The following is a 14,881-nucleotide window of genomic DNA, read 5'->3' on the forward strand; positions in this document are numbered from 1 at the left end:
GCAATACCCGCAGCGTTCAGGCAAGAAGTGGCTCCTTCTTGTCGCCGGACAGCCGAGCGAGGTCGGCCTCCACCATCGACGTGATCACCTCCTCGAAGGAAGTCTCCGGAACCCAGCCGAGTCGCTCCCGTGCCTTTGACGCATCCGCGCAGAGCAGTTCCACATCGGCCGGCCGCAAGAGGTCCCGGTCGACCACCACATACTTCTCCCAGTCCAGGCCGACACATTCGAAGGCGACTCGGGCCAGGTCACGCACGGAGTGCGTCACGCCAGTGCCGATGACGTAGTCCTCGGCCTCCTTGGTATCGAGCATCATCTTCATCGCCTTCACATAGTCGCCGGCGAAGCCCCAGTCACGACGAGCATCCAGATTGCCGAGCGGTAGCTCCTGCTCCAGACCCAGCGCGATACGTGCCGCGCCGATCGACACCTTGCGTGTCACGAACTCCGAGCCGCGAAATGGCGATTCATGGTTGAACAGTATTCCCGAAACCGCGAAGATACCGTAGGATTCCCGGTAGTTTTGCGTAATATGGTGTCCGTACGCCTTGGCGACTCCGTACGGGCTACGCGGATGCAACGGCGTCCTCTCACTCTGCGGGCTTTCGGCGACCATTCCGAACATCTCGGACGTGGAGGCCTGGTAGAACTTCACGCCGGCAGCCTGCGCCCGAGACCCGCTCCCGATACCGCTGACGATCCTGATGGCTTCCAGGATCCGCAGCGGACCTATTCCCGTGACATCCGTGGTCAGTGCGGGTTGCTGCCAGGAAACCGGAACATAGGAAACCGCACCCAGGTTGTATATCTCGTCCGGCTGGAAATTCTCCACCGCGCAAATGAGACTCGCCTGGTCCAGCAAGTCCCCGTGGGCAACCCGCAGGTCCGGGAGTAGCCTCTTCAGCTTCCCGATCTTGGGGTTCTGCTGCCCTCGCACAAGGCCGAAGACCTCGTATCCGGCTGCAAGCAGCTCCCGTGACAAATACATTCCGTCCTGGCCAGTGACTCCCGTAACGAGCGCACGTTTTCCCAAGTTTCCACCCCGATCCGATCAGGAAGGCATCCCACCGTACGGACATGTATACCTCCTACTCCTCCACTCCTGCACTCCCTTGTGCGGCACAGGACGCGGCAGTTGTGCGTCGTTTTCCGATCGGCGAGGATGCCGATATGCTGAAGCATCCCGTCTTCCCCCAGCTGACACTGCACTCGGATGGCGAGTTGTCACAGTTACTGGGAGTCAACGTAGAAGAACGCGAAACGATCCACGCCTGGCCATTGTCATGCGTACAGTCAGTACGGCTGAAAGACGGCACCAGACTGGCCTACAAGGCGCAGTTGCCCCCCACCGTCGAACCGGAGTTCTACACCGCTGCTTCCTCGCCCCTGCTGCCGCGGCACCGGCTTCTCGACGACATGGCCGAGACCCGTCCGATGGTGATCGACTGGATCGACGCACCGTCGCTTGGTGCCGCCGTCTCCCCGGATCGCGAGGAGTTCGTCGAGCACGGCCGAGAGGTCGTGTCGCGGATCGGTCATATCCGCGGCGACCTGCCGGTCCATCTCAGCATCGGATCGGTCGACGCATGGTTCACGGTGGTCGAGGATGTGCTCGACCAATGGGACACGCTCGTCCTGGGCGACCGGTTCAGCCACACTGGCCGTGCAGGGATCCTGCCAGTGCGGGCGTGGGCGGCCTCCGCGCCGGTCCTTTCGGCCGTAACGGATGGCCCTAGGGTGATCCACGGCGATCTCAAGTCGGACCAGATCTTCGTCACCACCGATGGCTACCGTGTCATCGACTGGCAGCGCCCTGTGGTGGCCCCGCCCGAGGTTGACCTCGTGTCACTCCTGGTGGCCGCCGGACTCGATCCCCGTCGCCATGTAAGTGACGCGGTCGTCGAAATCTTCTGGTTCCTGCGACTCCACTGGGCAGTTGAGGCACAGCACACCCTCTTTCCGACGACCGACGTGTCCTTGTTCGACCGGTGGGCAGCCGAGTCCGTCGCAAACATCCTCCAATGAACCGCAGCGGTGTACCTGCGCGTCACTTCCGGAAGGACAACAACTCACGTGCATGCAACCGACGGCTCCACGCGGGTGCACGACGTCCTTGAACACATCAGGATGGTCCCTGACCAGTACCGTGAATTCACCGTGAGTGCCCCGGATCTCCTGCGCCTGTACCGTATAGGACCGCCCCTGCTGGACCAGTTGCTCGACGGGGGGCTTCCTCACGACGGCTCAGGCAACGACCGTCGATTCGACCCGCTGGACGCGGAGAACATCGGCCTCGGACTCTCGATCGGGCCGCGTTGGAGGATCATGCGCGGGTGGTCCGAGTCCCTGGTTCGGCACGACCACCTGGGCACGAGGTCCGGATATCGCGTCAACCTCACCGCTGCCTGCCCCGCACCCGGGCATCACGGGCCGTGCGACTTCGCCCTCGACCCGGCCCTGACGGCCGACCTGGCTCCGGACGAACTGTGCCGGGTCGAGCCCGGCTCTTATGCATGGACGCTGGCTCCCGCCCGGGACCCCTTCTATTTTCCCGCCCAGTTCAATGAACTGATCAACGCTGCCACGAAGTTGCGTTTCCATCTCCTTCCGCAGGAGCTGACGAGTGACTTGGAGTTTCTCCGCACCACGGGACTAGCGGATTGCAAGCTCGCCACCGCCTACCTCGTACAGCGCAGTCGGGAGCTGGGCATCAACAGCAGGCCGAGAGGCGGACTGTTCGTCTCAGTACCGTTTCCTGTGTGGCATGGTTGGGTCGAACTCCACACGGACAGCGGCTGGTATCCCGCCGATCCGTTCTTGCTCGGGGCGTTGACGCGTTGGGGGATCACTGACGCCGCTCAGTGGCCGCCGAAGCGCTCGACGCACGGACTCGTGCTGCCAGTGGACAGTTCCCGCCTCCGGGTGACATGCCGCGCCGTCGAACCCGCCACGTCACGGCTGCGGATCGCCGGCGTGAGCTACCTGAAGCCCCATCGTCGGCCGACGTGATGTTGGGCTCCGGACCGGGAGCCGAGGGTGTCCGGACTTGCCGATCAATAAAATTGGCAGCGACACCACCTGGAAGGACTGCAGCACAGTCCTGGAAGAGCTCAGAGCTCTCCCCTTCACCGTTGGGCCCGAGACGGTCGACCGCACTCGAACTGAGTTCTTCGCGGACAAGCGCCAAGCTGATGCCCTGGCGCCCGCACGGCTCTTCGTGGCTCTGCAGCGCGTGTCGATCCGTAATCAGCGAGTAGTCCGGGGGAGCTCCTTTATCCAGATCAGCGAGGCACGCATGTGGAGGCCAGCGAGGTACCCGTCGTACGACGCGTCCCCCTACAAGGCTTACTGAACCGGACATGTCACTGCACGTGGCCGCAGCTGGGCCCGTGGCGGGACAAAGGCCTCCCTGAAGAAATGGTCAACGACGGCAAGATCACGCCCTGGCGCACAACCGCCGCCATGGACGTCACCCACCCATCGCCTGTAATCGGCCATCTCCGGGGGTCAACGCACCCTCCCCCGCGGTTTCAAAGGCGTCGACGGCAGTTCGGGGGCAGACAGCGGATCCCCGTCGTACCCCTGCACCACCCCGAACCTCGCCCCTTCCATCCAGTCCCGGCGGGCCTGTACGATCTCCTCCTGCGACCGTCCGATCCAGTTCCAGAACAAGTGGAACAGGCCTACATCGCCGAGCGGGTCATCGAACAGGGCCATCTCTGAGTCCAGTACGGCGCGTGGGCGGGTGAGGGCTGGCGGGTCGAAGACAGCGCTGTCGAGCCGGTAGTCCTCGGTGCACCAGGGTGCGGCACTGCTTGGGGAGCAATCGGCTTCCCAGGCTCTCGGCCAGTTCACCGAATCCGTCCCCCATCCACAAGCACACCCACGGCAAGCATCTGACGCTCACGGCACCAGAGGTATCGTCGGCTCCGGCATGCGCGGCCGGGGTGTCGCACCACGCAACCGCGCAGACGATGTTCGCTCGCGGGCGCCGCACCATGCACAGGCCCACCATTCCGTTCACCTCAGACCTGATCCCCAACGCTCCCATGCCTCAGCTTCATGCAGGACCAAGCAACGGCTGCTGCCCGATCGGCCCCAGATGACCGAGTTCAACGCAGCGTAGTCAGCACCAAGTCAGCACGGGAGAGGTGAGAACGGGTGATGACATGGGCTTTTAGACCGTGTCCTACGTGGTGAGGCGGACGAGTCGCTTGTAGCAGCACAGGGCGGCGGCAAGTCCGAGAAAGGCCGAGGCTGAGCACGCGGACGAGCCCGAGGTGGAGGCCATCCTCGGCTTCAGGCCGACCCATGCCGTCAATGTCAGCGCCGGCTGCAATCGCGAGATCGACCACGTGGCCACGGCCCTGCTGACCTCCGCTGTCATGGACGTCATCGGGGGCGTGGCCAATGTCGAGCTGCTGGATGGACAGGCGCCGGTCGTCGCTGGCCTTCCGGGGGTGTTGGGGATCGCGGGCGACGACTGGATGGCGCTGGGAACCGCGGAGTTCCTGCGGGCCTGGGTTGGGCACCCCGTCTTCCGGCTGGTCAAGTAGCCCAGACAGATTCGCTGCGGAGGTGGTGCTGTGACCTGGAACGTTCGCCATGTTGCCTGATCATGCGGCGAGAGCGGGTCGGCCGCCCCAGCGGATGCCTTTCTCGCTTCGGATGCGGGCGCGTTCCTTGCGTTCGGCGGCCAGGACGTCATGGTGGCGGGCGTTGGCATTGCGCCAGCGGAGGTAGGCGTGCAGGGTCCGGGTCTGCACGGTGTGGTTGGGGTGGTGGGAGTTGGCGATGGTGAACTGCCACAGCGGTCCGAAGTGCGCTTCGATCGGGTTCGCCCACGAGGCGTAGGTCGGGGTGAAGCACAGCTCGACCTTGTGTTTCATCGCCCAGCGACGGATGTCGGCGCCCTTGTGGGCGGACAGGTTGTCCAGGATCACGTAGATCGGTGCGCCGTCGGGCCGGGCGGCGCGGATCGATCTCAGCGCGGCCAGTGTGTTCACGGCTCCCTTCTTGCGCCGGTTCACGCCCCACAGCCGGTCGTCGCCGACCGAGTAGCAGCCGTGGAAGTACCGGACTCCGTGGGTGCGGTGGTAGGTGGCCGGCAGCCGGTCGGGACGCCGTTGTTCGGCCCAGCCCGAGCCCGCGGTGGGCCGGATCCCAAGCGGACCGAACTCTTCGCAGGCGAAAAACCCGGTCCGGGAAGCGGTCCAGGACGTGCTCGATCCGGTCCAGCTTCGCCTCCCGTTCAGGGTCCGGGGACTCCTTCCAGGTCTTGGTGCGCTGGAAGGTGACGCCGCGGCGGGCGAGCAGGCCGCGTAACGCCTCACGGCCGATGCGGATCATCCGGCCGTGGACTTTCCGCAGGTAGGCGACCAGCTTGCGCAGCGACCAGCGGGTGAAGGGCTGGCCGAGCTTGGTGGGGCGGGTGGTGGCCGTCTGGACGACGAAGTCCTCGTCATCACGACTGAGCAGGCGGGGACGGCCTCCCGCCCACTGAGGGTCCAGGCAGGCCAGGCCGATCTCGTTGAACCGGTGGATCACATCCCGGACGGTGTCCTCGTCGGCCTGCACCAGCTGGGCGATCACCGGCACCCGGTTCCCGGCGGCCGAGGCCAGCAGCATCATCGCGCGCCGGTAGCGCACCGAGCTGGTGCTGCCCCGGCGCACGATCTGCTGCAGCTTCTGACCCTCCTGGTCGGTCAGTCTGCGCACACGGACAGGCTCGGCCACCGCGCCTCCAGCGGTCGGATCGGACGTCACCGCACATCCAACCGCCACAACAGCCGACCCGGCGAACCTATGCGGTCACAGCACTGGCCGGAACTGTTCTGCCGACGCCTCAGCCGCGGCGACCAACCTCTTCTCGGACACCGTGGGTCAGCGGTAGGACGCTTCGACAGTCGTTCCCCGCTTGTTCGGTCCGGCTCTGAGAGGCTTACTCGGAAAAGTTGAGGTTCTACCCGCCGATCTGCACCGCCAGACTGGAGCAGGCGGAGACATCTCACCCAGAGGCCACCATCACGGGGAGTGCCAGAGCATATGACGAATAAGACAACCGCCAGGCGCATCGGTACTGGTTTCGCGGCTCTCGCCCTCGCGGGCACCGCTCTCACAGGCTCGGCACATGCCGAGGATGTCTCGACCAAAGCGGCATCGGACTGTCCTTCGGGCTGGTTCTGCGTTTGGGCCGGCGAGGATTACAAGGGTCAGATGCAGAAGGTCGAGGGCAACAACGCGGATCTGTCGCAGTTCACGGTCTTCGTCCACCACCGGTCCAACTTCAACAACGGCACGAGCTGTGACGTGATGCTCTACGGAGACAAGAACTACAAGAACCCCCTCGGGAGGACGACCCGCGGAGACAAGAACCCCGGGATCGGACGCGAGGTCAAGATCCTCTCCAATAAATGGATCAACTGCCGATAGCACGCCCCTCGGGCCGCAGAGCTCCCTCGACAGGTGTGCCGGGCGGCGGGGGTGCCGTTGTGGCACTCGACAGCGGCAGGCGGGTGGTGTCAGACAAGGCTGTCAGGGCCCTCGACGGTGTCGTTGTTTTTCTTCACACAACTCAACTCCCGCTGGGGCCCGCCGGTTACGGCCCCGCACGCGCAGTTACGGACGTGCAGCCAGCCGCGGTCGGGGAGCTTGGTCATCTTCGCGTGCAGCGGCTCCAGCTTGCCGCGCACCGAGGTGTCGAGGCCCAGCCGCTCGCCGACCACCCTGACCTGCTCCGGGCCGTCGGCACGGCCCGCGGTGCGCCAGCCCTGGGAGTGGGCGGCGCCCATGAAGGCGTAGCCCCCCCGCACGATCGCCAGGAACTTGCGGTAATCGCCGGGCAGCGCGCACTCGTCGGCCACGTCACTGCGGTGCGGGATGAGCAGGACCGCCCCGCCCGGCCACCTTCGCCGATGCCGGACCGACAGCCTCGGCGTCGGCCTGGGCCTGCTCGGCCAAGAGGTTCAACACCCGCTCCGCGACCCACAGTTCGTGCCGCTCGACCCGGGCCTCCTGAAGCCGCTTGGCCAACTGCTCAGCGAGGGCGCCCAGTTCGCTACGGCGGGCAACGATCCACTGCCGCTCCTGCATCCCGGCGCCTTCCCACGCTCGACCAGGTCGCCGGCCGAGGTGGCGAGGGCGAAGGCGAACAGGACCGCGAGCCAGTAGAAGGACTCCCGGCGTGTCGTGTCGACGCTGTGGATGGACAGGGTGTGCTCGCTGCGGTACCGGGCGACGGACACGACCGCCAGGACGATCGCGAACACCGTGGTGCTGGTCTCCAGCAGTACGCCCATGTTGTCGGTGAGGTTGTCGCTGATGAGGGTGCCGACGACGCTGATCAGGGCGACGGCGAGCCAGCACACGCCCGCGCGGTAAAGACGCTGGTGCGGAACTGCACGACCAGCACCCCCGCCAACAACACCTTCATCAGCAGCGACACACCAGTCAGGCCCAGGCCGGCCTTCTCGTTGAGTAGGTCGGCCGCAGTCTCACCCACCGTGGTGCACAGCACCTTGATCACCCAGAAGTACACGGTGATTTCGGGAACCCTGTTCCAACCAGGTCGCGAGCGACGGCGGTGGCCGGGTGTGCAGCGGCGGGGCCGTGGACCGGCGGGAGTTCGGATGTCTCGGACGTCTCGAATGTCATGCACCTGACCGTGACACCTGTAACCTGAACACATCCTGACTGTCGTAGCGGTGCCCAGGAGGTGGTGCCGCTCACGTCTCCAGTCGGTATCCGTGTCCGCGCAGGGTGATGATCTGAGGGACGTGTACGGGCGCTGTCGCGGCGGTTTCGGCCTCCGCGAGGCGGCGGCGCAGGGAGGCCATGGTGACGTCGAGGGTCTTGGTGGGCCCGAACCAGTTCTCGTCCCATACCTGGGCTATCAGGGTCTCACGGCCCACCGCGCTGTCCGCGTGCCGGGCGAGCACCGCGAGGAGGTCGAACTCCTTGGGACGCAGGGTCAGTTCACGGTCGCGCAGGAGGCAGCGGCGGGCGGCGGTGTCGACGGTCAGGTCGCCGAGGCGTAGGGGCTCTTCCTGGGGCGAGGCGGGCGGGCGGCGGCGCAGATGGGCGCGCAGGCGGGCCAGCAGGACGGTGAGGCTGAAGGGTTTGACGAGGTAGTCGTCGGCTCCCGCGTCGAGACCGGCGATCACGTCGATCTCGTCGGCGCGCGCGGTGAGGATGACGATCAGCAGCTCGGGGAAGCGGGCGCGCAGCCGTCGGGCGAGGTCGAGGCCGTCGACGTCGGGCAGGCCGAGGTCGAGCAGGACGACGTCGTACGTCGTCCGCTCGGCCTCAGCCAGCGCACTGGTCCCCGTTCTGGACCAGGTCGGTGCGTAGCCGCCGCTGGTCAGTCCGGTCTCCAGGTGGCGCCCGATGGTGTCGTCGTCCTCAATGACGAGCACGCGGACTCGGTCGCGGTCGCGGTCACGCTCGGGAGCGTGGGGGCGGTCCGCGCGGTGTGGCGGCGGAGCGGGAGTACGCATGGGCGGAAGCGTAGGCCCTCCGACGGCGCCAAGCGGCGTCACAGCTCGCGCAGCTCCTCCACGGCGGGACGGTGAGAGCGGCGTACGCCGTTGAGGGCGGCGGCCGCCACCGCTGTCAGCGCCACCAGCACGGTGGCCGTCACATACGCCCAGGGCACGGTGATCGTCGCGGGTGGCGGGTCGAAGACGCCGGTGAGTACCTTGACCAGCATGTCGGACAGTGCCCAGCCGCTGAGGGCGCCGCCGGCCAGGCCGGCCGCTGTGAGCACGGCCGCTTCGCTGAACACCAGACCGCGCAGTTGCCTGCGGGTGGCGCCCAGGACGGTGGCGATGGCGAAGGTGCGGCGCCGCTCGGCGAGCCCGAGCGCGAGGACGATGCCGCCGGCTCCGGCGGCCAGCACGATGGCGTAGCCGAGTTCGATGCGGGTGAGGCCGGACAGGTCCACGGAGGTGAGGCTGGAGCCGACCGTGGAGCGGGACTGAGTGAGGTCGGTGACCGTCGCAGAGGTGCCGAGGCGGTGGCGAAGGCGGGCGGCCACGTCCTTCTGGTGGGTGCCGCCGGTGTCCACCAGGAAGGCGCCGACGGCGTCGCTGCCGGTGGTTTTGGCGAGGTAGGAGGCGTTGGCGACGAAGAAGCTGTCCTTGGGGGCGGTGGGGAATTCCTTGACGATGCCCGCGTAGTGGAAGGGCACGGTGCGCAGCGCCTTGGTGTGGCTGTCCTGCACTCGCAGCCGTACGGTGTCGCCCGGGGAGAGCTGGAAGTCGTTGACGGTCTCGGCGCTGACCAGCAGGGCGTCGGGCCGGTGGGCGAGAGTGGCCATGAGCTGTTTCGCGGTGCCGCCGGCGAAGTAGGCGTCCTGGAGGGAGGTGGCGGCGGCGATGGTCGCGGGCCGGACGCCGTACAGGTCCTGCAGGTCGGAACCGACGTAGGCGAACCGGTGCTGGAGCGGCTCGACGTTCCGTACCCCGGGCACGGTAAGGGAGTTGGCGGCGTGGGGGCCGGTCCGTGTGCCGGGCGGTTCGGTGACCGTCACGTCGGCGCCGTTGGTGAGGCGGGCGTCGACTTCGGCCTGCTGTTTGTAGGTGGCGTTGAAGGTGGCCGTGGACAACGCGAAGGACAGGGCGAGTGCGAGCAGTACGACGGATCGGGCCAGGGGGCGTCGGCGGCGGGTCATGGTGGCCGCGGTCATGCCGGACAGGGGGCCGGTGAGCGGCCGGGACAGGCGGGCCAGGCCGGATCGGCCGTGCGCGAGGGCCAAGGTGGCCAGGCGCCACAGCAGCAGGGCGCTGCCGGCCCACAGCAGGGCGGGGCCGAGGAAGGCCCAGTAGGACACGGAGATGCTGGGCACGCCTTCGGGGGCGAGGACGAGCGCGTACTGGTTGCCGCTGGAGGCGCGGAAGACGAGCAGCGACGCGGCCAGGAGCAGGAAGTCCAGGCCGCAGCGCATCCACCATGGCGAGCCGGTGCGGCGGCCCACGTGTTGGCGTGCCCGGGCGACGGTGATGGCCCGCAGGTCTCGCAGGGCGGGCGCGAGGACCGCCAGGGCGGCGACGGTGAGGCCGAGCGCGAGGGCGGCGGCGGACCACACGGTGGCCGAGGTCGCGCTCGCTCCGAACGAGGCTGTCCCGAAGGCCAGTTGGCCCACGAGTGCGGCGATGCCGATGCCGAGCAGGCCGCCGGTGAGCCCGGTGAGGCCCGTTTCGACTGCGGCCAGGGCCGCGATCTGCCGGCCCCGCAGTCCGCGGGTGCGCAGCACGGCCTGTTCGCGCCGCCGCCGCTCGGCACCCGCTCCGGCCACGGCGGCGGTCAGGGCGGCGGCGAGCACCGCGCCGGGGACTCCCAGGAACAGGAAGAGGATCTGTGCGTACAGGGCGTCCTGGCGGGCCGCGTCGAGTGAGGCGCCGAGGTTGTCGCCGACGAGCGCGCCGCCCGAGGTGGCCGCCTCCAGGTGGTGCGCCGCGCCGGTGACGGCGGTGAACGCGGCGGCGGGGTCGGCGGGCAGCCGGGCGTCGCGGGCCACGTGGATCTGTGCGGTGACGGCTGCCGGGTCGGCCGCGGCGACCGGTGCGGTCAGCGTGGTGAAGAGTCCGGCGGGCAGCAGGATCACGTTGTCCGGCGGGGCCGTGGGCTGCGACTGCGGCGGGGCGCCGACCTTCTGGAACAGGGAGTCGGCCTGCGGCAGGTCGATCACCCCCGCCACCCGGATGCTGCGGCCCGCCGGAGCTCCCGGCAGCGCGATGGTGACCGTGTCGCCGGGCGCCACATGGAGGTTGGCGGCGGTCTGCTGGGCCAGCAGCACTCCGGAGGAGGAGCCGGTCAGGTGACGGATCGTGTGCGGGAACAGCTCCTGGTAGCCGGTGGGCAGTCCGAGCACCACGCCCGGGCCGGTGGTCTGCGTGCTGCCGCCGGAGCTGGCCTTGAACCCGTTGCTGCGGGCGAAGCCGACCGGGACGGCGGCCCGGACTCCGGGGGTGGTCCGCGCCGTGTGCAGGACCGACGCGGTGTCGGCGCCGTGCTGTACCTCCACCTGCCAATCCACGGCCACCGAGCGCACGGCCCGCTGCGTCATCGTCGACTTCGAGGCGGTGAGGAAGGAGCCGAGTGCGGCCACCAGGGAGACGGCCAGCGCGATGCCGGCAACGGTGGCGAGCAGCCGGCCCGTACGGCGGCGGACGAGTCCACGGGTCCAGAAGGCGAGCGTGCCGGACCACGCGGTGGCCGTGGCGAACCGTGCGGTGACGGGGCGGGACTGGTGGGCGGTCATGACTTCTCCTCGGCCGGGTCGAGCAGGCGTCCGTCGTGCATGGCCCGGCGGACAGGCAGGCGTTCGGCGACGGACGGATCGTGGGTGGTGACGACGAGGGCCGCACCGGTCTCGTCGGCCGCCGTCACCAGGACGTCCAGGACACGCTGTCCCGTGGCCCGGTCGAGCTGCCCGGTGGGTTCGTCGGCCAAGATCAGCCGGGGGGCGAGCGCCACGACCCGGGCGACGGCCACGCGCTGGCTCTGCCCGCCGGAGAGTTCCTCCGGCAGCCGGTCGGCCAGGTCCGCCGCGCCGACCACGGCCAGCGCGGCGAGCGCGGTGCGGCGGACGCGCTCCTCGGGAACGCCCGCGAGCACGAGCGGCAGCGCGGTGTTCTCCACGACGTTCAGGGCCGGGATCAGGCTCGGCCCCTGGAGGACCAGACCGATTTCGCGCGGCCCGGCCAGAGCGGGCCAGGACACCTCGCCGCTGGTGGGGCGTTCGAGCCCGGCCAGCAGATGCAGCAGGGTCGACTTGCCCGACCCCGAGGGACCGGTGAGCGCGATCCGGTCGCCGGCCCGCACCCGGAAGGTGGCGCCGTGCACCGCCACCACCGCGGTCTCACCCCGGCCGAAGGTCCGGGCAGCCTGCCGGCATTCGACGAGCACGGCGTTGTCCGCGGCTTGTTGCGGGGACCCGTTCACGGCGCATCGATCCTTCCGTCGCGCAGGGCGATCACCCGGTCGGCGATCCCGACGGCCTCCACGCTGTGCGTCACGACCAGCACCCCGCGCCCGGCCTCGGCCCGCTTGCGCAGCAGCTCCAGCACGCGCTGCTCGGTGGCGCCGTCGAGTTCGCCGGTCGGCTCGTCGGCCAGCAGCACCTCGGGGTCGTTGGCGAGTGCGACGGCCAGGCCCGCTCGGGCGAGTTCGCCGCCGGACAGCTCCTGTGGCAGGGCGAGGGCGCGGTGCCCGAGTCCGACCTGGTCGAGCAGGACGGAGAGGTCCTCTCGGCGGCCGTCGTCGGCCGCCGCGGCCTGGGCCAGGCGAACGTTGTCGCGGACGCTGAGGTGGGGTAGAAGGTTGCCGGACTGGAGCAGGACGCCGATGCGACGGGCCCGCAACCGGGCCCGCTCTGCTTCCGGACGATGGCTGATCCGTACTCCGCCGACATGTACGGCACCGCCCGACGGCTCGTCGAGCCCGGCCAGGCACGCCAGCAGCGTGGACTTTCCGGAGCCGGAGGGGCCGGTGACGGCCACGGTCTCCCCGCGCCGCACCCGCACCGAGACCCCGCGCAGGGCGAGCGTCTCCTCCTCACCGGCGCGGTGGAACCGGTACAGCTCGTGCGCGTCCAGGACGACATCGAGATCGTCGGTCCGCGGGGCGCGCGTACGGGCAAAAACGCCACTGTCCATGGCGGTCACCGCCAGGTGAAGGAGTCGGTGACGATGCGCCACGGGTCCACGTTGTCGGCGTGCAGCGGCCCGGAGAGGGTCACGTCAACCTCGCGGCCCCGGCGGCGGAACGCGTATCGCTCGAAGGCGTCCCGCACCACCTTGCCGGTCACCGGGTCGGGGGCCGAGTCGCCCTGGTAGGTCAGCAGTACGGCCTGTCCGGCGTGCCGGGAGACCACGGAGACGTGTCCCATCACGAAGTTCGGCACGCTGCGCCGCAGTTGGGGAACCGTCTGCGCGGTGACCGAACCGGTCGTGGGGGCGGACGCGGCGGACGCGGGCGCGAGTTCGATGCGGTTCAGTTTGTCGGTGAAGGAGGTGACGGTGCCCTTGCCGGTGCGCGCCCAGCCTTCGGGCACCTTCACGGAGAAGCCGCCGCGGGGCGGAGTGAAGGCGACGTACGCCTGGTTGTCGGGGATGTCGCCCGCCGGGTTGACCTCGGTCGCGGGCGCTGTGGGCGACGACTGGGTCGTACGGCTGGTCGTGGACGGGCCGCCGGGCCCGCCGGAGCTGCTGGAGCCCCCTGATCCACTGCATGCGGTGATCGCCACCGACGCCAGGACGAGGCCGGCGACGGGCAGGACCAAGTGTGTGCGGTTCATCGTGATGTTGCCCTTCTGCGGAGACAGGCGCCTGAAGCCGGCACCCGGGCCGGGCGCCCGCAGGCGGTCGGCCATGTCCGTTGACGCTAGGCAGCGCCTGGTTAACGCCCTGACCGCCGAGGGTTAGACGACGGCAAAACCCCGCGCCGTACGTCCCTCCGGTCCCGGACGTGCCCCGATGATGAGGGCATGAGACAGCGTGTGCTCCGTGTCGCCCTGGTGGCCGTCCTGGTCGCGCTCGTCGTGCTGGCCGTGCCGCTGGCGGCGGCCATGCGGGCGTACTTCTTCGCCGACGAGCGCGACGAACTGCAACGTGACGCGCTGACCGCCGCTGTCCGGGTGGGCCCGGACTTCACCTCCGGCGATCCCGTGGAGCTGCCGACGGCGGGCGGGGATGTGCGTCTGGGCGTGTACGACACGCGGATGCGGTTGCTCGCGGGCGATGGCCCGGCCGGGGCGGACCCGGACACCCGCCGCGCGAGCACGGGAACGGTCGTCCGTGGACGCGCCGGCGGGGACCTGGTGGTCGCGGTCCCCGTCTCCGAGAACGAGCGGGTCATCGGCGTCGTCCGTGCCTCGTCCCCGGCGTGGGGCGTGTGGCGGCACATCCTGCTCGCGTGGCTCGCCCTCCTGGGGGCGGCTCTGGGCGCGCTCGCCGTCGCCGTCCTGGTCGCCCGCCGCCAGGCCCGTGTCCTGACGGCCCCGCTGGAGGCCCTTTCCCGCCAGTCCCGGGCGGTCACCGAGGGGGATCTGACGGCCCGGGCCGCGCCATCATTCATCGTCGAGATCGACCAGGTCGCCCGCGCCCACAACGCGATGGTCGAACGCCTGGCCCACCTCCTGAAGCGCGAGCGGGACTTCACCGCGAACACCTCCCACCAGCTGCGCACCCCGCTGGCCGGCCTCCAACTGGGCCTGGAGGCAGCCCTGGCCGATCCCCGCACGGATCCGCGAACTGCCCTGGAGGAGGCGCTGGAGAGCACCCACCACCTGCACCACACCATCGACGAGGTGCTGCGCCTGGCCGGCCCCGAGCGGGCCTCCGTGCCGGATGCTGCCACCACCCAACTCCTCGGCGAGGTCCTCGACTCCGCCGAGCAACGCTGGCACGGTCTCTTCGCCGACGCGGGCCGCCGCCTCACCGTCACCGCCGAGCCCGGAACCCGCGAGACGCCCGTACCCGGCCGCACCGTCGGCCAGATCCTCGACGTGCTACTCGACAACGCCCGCGTCCACGGCCGGGGGACGGCCGCGGTGACGGCCCGGTCCCTCGGTGAGACCATCACCCTCGACGTGCGGGACGAGGGAATCCTGCGCGCCGACCCCGCGGTGCTCTTCGACCGCGGTCACACCACGGGCCCCGGGGCGGGCATCGGCCTCGCGCTCGCCGGAGAGCTGGCCGAGGCGGCGGGCGGCCGGCTGGTCCTGGCGGGCACCGACCCCACAACCTTCACCCTGCTGCTTCCTCCCGGACCGCCGGAGACGAACAACTGAGCGTTTTCAGCGTTGACGCTCCAGGGTGAGGACGGCAGCGGCCATGACCGTCATGCGGTTAGGGCTGCAGCGGGCTCTGCGGAAGACGCG

At 69.2% G+C, this 14,881-nt stretch carries 13 protein-coding genes and 4 pseudogenes; 5 read left to right on the top strand and 12 right to left on the bottom strand.

All coding sequences use genetic code 11. The features are described from left to right. Window positions 1-16: 16 nt before the first annotated feature. Entirely contained in the window at window positions 17-1,033 is a 1,017-nt protein-coding gene (locus ACIBNA_RS39645; protein ID WP_399170129.1) for a GDP-mannose 4,6-dehydratase, read from the bottom strand. A gap of 44 nt (window positions 1,034-1,077) precedes the next feature. Between ACIBNA_RS39645 and ACIBNA_RS39650 the strand changes: the two genes are divergently transcribed. Both ACIBNA_RS39650 and ACIBNA_RS39655 read left to right on the top strand, forming a co-directional pair. Then, window positions 1,078-2,025 carry a phosphotransferase family protein gene (locus ACIBNA_RS39650; RefSeq protein WP_399170130.1) on the top strand — a complete coding sequence of 316 codons (948 nt, stop codon included), beginning with the start codon at window positions 1,078-1,080 and terminating at the stop codon, window positions 2,023-2,025. Between the two features lie 48 nt (window positions 2,026-2,073). Further along, entirely contained in the window at window positions 2,074-3,009 is a 936-nt protein-coding gene (locus ACIBNA_RS39655) for a hypothetical protein (RefSeq protein ID WP_399170131.1), read from the top strand. Window positions 3,010-3,507: 498 nt separating this feature from the next. Here the strand turns inward: ACIBNA_RS39655 and ACIBNA_RS39660 are convergent. After that, a pseudogene (locus tag ACIBNA_RS39660) lies at window positions 3,508-3,672 on the bottom strand (pirin family protein); the annotation flags it as partial. A 590-nt stretch (window positions 3,673-4,262) separates the two neighbouring features. Here ACIBNA_RS39660 and ACIBNA_RS39665 point away from each other — a divergent pair. Continuing rightward, window positions 4,263-4,556, top strand: a pseudogene (locus ACIBNA_RS39665) (DUF6368 family protein); the annotation flags it as partial. 60 nt (window positions 4,557-4,616) lie between these two features. Here ACIBNA_RS39665 and ACIBNA_RS39670 read toward each other — a convergent pair. Beyond that, a pseudogene (locus ACIBNA_RS39670) lies at window positions 4,617-5,736 on the bottom strand (IS630 family transposase). A gap of 309 nt (window positions 5,737-6,045) precedes the next feature. On the opposite strand from ACIBNA_RS39670, the gene ACIBNA_RS39675 reads away from it, so the two are divergent. After that, entirely contained in the window at window positions 6,046-6,432 is a 387-nt protein-coding gene (locus ACIBNA_RS39675; RefSeq protein WP_399170132.1) for a peptidase inhibitor family I36 protein, read from the top strand. A gap of 89 nt (window positions 6,433-6,521) precedes the next feature. On the opposite strand, the gene ACIBNA_RS39680 is transcribed toward ACIBNA_RS39675, so the two are convergent. The 8 genes from ACIBNA_RS39680 to ACIBNA_RS39715 form a co-directional block, all read right to left on the bottom strand. Beyond that, a complete protein-coding gene (locus ACIBNA_RS39680) occupies window positions 6,522-6,863 on the bottom strand; it encodes a hypothetical protein (protein ID WP_399170133.1) in 342 nt (113 codons plus the stop codon). 102 nt (window positions 6,864-6,965) lie between these two features. Further along, the gene (locus ACIBNA_RS39685; RefSeq protein ID WP_399170134.1) at window positions 6,966-7,367 is read right to left on the bottom strand and encodes a hypothetical protein; all 402 of its coding nucleotides are present in this window, start codon (window positions 7,365-7,367) and stop codon (window positions 6,966-6,968) included. Next, window positions 7,343-7,525 carry a hypothetical protein gene (locus tag ACIBNA_RS39690; RefSeq protein ID WP_399170135.1) on the bottom strand — a complete coding sequence of 61 codons (183 nt, stop codon included), beginning with the start codon at window positions 7,523-7,525 and terminating at the stop codon, window positions 7,343-7,345. The genes ACIBNA_RS39685 and ACIBNA_RS39690 overlap by 25 nt, the downstream gene beginning before the upstream one ends. Window positions 7,526-7,724: 199 nt before the next feature. Then, window positions 7,725-8,495, bottom strand: coding sequence for a response regulator transcription factor (locus ACIBNA_RS39695; RefSeq protein WP_399170136.1), 771 nt, complete (start codon window positions 8,493-8,495; stop codon window positions 7,725-7,727). A gap of 38 nt (window positions 8,496-8,533) precedes the next feature. Beyond that, window positions 8,534-11,260, bottom strand: a complete 2,727-nt coding sequence (locus tag ACIBNA_RS39700) for an FtsX-like permease family protein (RefSeq protein ID WP_399170137.1) — start codon at window positions 11,258-11,260, stop codon at window positions 8,534-8,536. Beyond that, on the bottom strand, window positions 11,257-11,943 hold the full coding sequence (locus ACIBNA_RS39705) for an ABC transporter ATP-binding protein (RefSeq protein ID WP_399170138.1): 687 nt from the start codon (window positions 11,941-11,943) through the stop codon (window positions 11,257-11,259). Before ACIBNA_RS39705 ends, ACIBNA_RS39700 begins: the two co-directional genes overlap by 4 nt. Then, window positions 11,940-12,656, bottom strand: coding sequence for an ABC transporter ATP-binding protein (locus ACIBNA_RS39710; RefSeq protein WP_399170140.1), 717 nt, complete (start codon window positions 12,654-12,656; stop codon window positions 11,940-11,942). Before ACIBNA_RS39710 ends, ACIBNA_RS39705 begins: the two co-directional genes overlap by 4 nt. A 5-nt stretch (window positions 12,657-12,661) precedes the next feature. Further along, window positions 12,662-13,372, bottom strand: a complete 711-nt coding sequence (locus tag ACIBNA_RS39715) for a hypothetical protein (RefSeq protein ID WP_399170141.1) — start codon at window positions 13,370-13,372, stop codon at window positions 12,662-12,664. Between the two features lie 114 nt (window positions 13,373-13,486). Here ACIBNA_RS39715 and ACIBNA_RS39720 point away from each other — a divergent pair, with 114 nt between their 5' ends. Then, a complete protein-coding gene (locus ACIBNA_RS39720) occupies window positions 13,487-14,791 on the top strand; it encodes a sensor histidine kinase (RefSeq protein ID WP_399170142.1) in 1,305 nt (434 codons plus the stop codon). A gap of 6 nt (window positions 14,792-14,797) precedes the next feature. On the opposite strand, the pseudogene ACIBNA_RS39725 reads toward ACIBNA_RS39720, so the two are convergent. Further along, window positions 14,798-14,881: pseudogene (locus tag ACIBNA_RS39725) on the bottom strand (IS5/IS1182 family transposase); the annotation flags it as partial.

This window comes from Streptomyces sp. NPDC050164 (genome assembly GCF_044459945.1).
GTDB classification, from domain to species: Bacteria; Actinomycetota; Actinomycetes; order Streptomycetales; family Streptomycetaceae; genus Streptomyces; species Streptomyces coeruleorubidus_A.

Excerpts from the sequence above, each read along its gene's own strand:
- ACIBNA_RS39650 (WP_399170130.1), top strand. The coding sequence starts at position 1,078 with ATGTATACCTCCTACTCCTCCACTCCTGCACTCCCTTGTGCGGCACAG.
- ACIBNA_RS39675 (WP_399170132.1), top strand. The coding sequence starts at position 6,046 with ATGACGAATAAGACAACCGCCAGGCGCATCGGTACTGGTTTCGCGGCT.
- ACIBNA_RS39695 (WP_399170136.1), bottom strand. The coding sequence starts at position 8,495 with ATGCGTACTCCCGCTCCGCCGCCACACCGCGCGGACCGCCCCCACGCT.
- ACIBNA_RS39700 (WP_399170137.1), bottom strand. The coding sequence starts at position 11,260 with ATGACCGCCCACCAGTCCCGCCCCGTCACCGCACGGTTCGCCACGGCC.
- ACIBNA_RS39710 (WP_399170140.1), bottom strand. The coding sequence starts at position 12,656 with ATGGACAGTGGCGTTTTTGCCCGTACGCGCGCCCCGCGGACCGACGAT.
- ACIBNA_RS39715 (WP_399170141.1), bottom strand. The coding sequence starts at position 13,372 with ATGGCCGACCGCCTGCGGGCGCCCGGCCCGGGTGCCGGCTTCAGGCGC.
- ACIBNA_RS39720 (WP_399170142.1), top strand. The coding sequence starts at position 13,487 with ATGAGACAGCGTGTGCTCCGTGTCGCCCTGGTGGCCGTCCTGGTCGCG.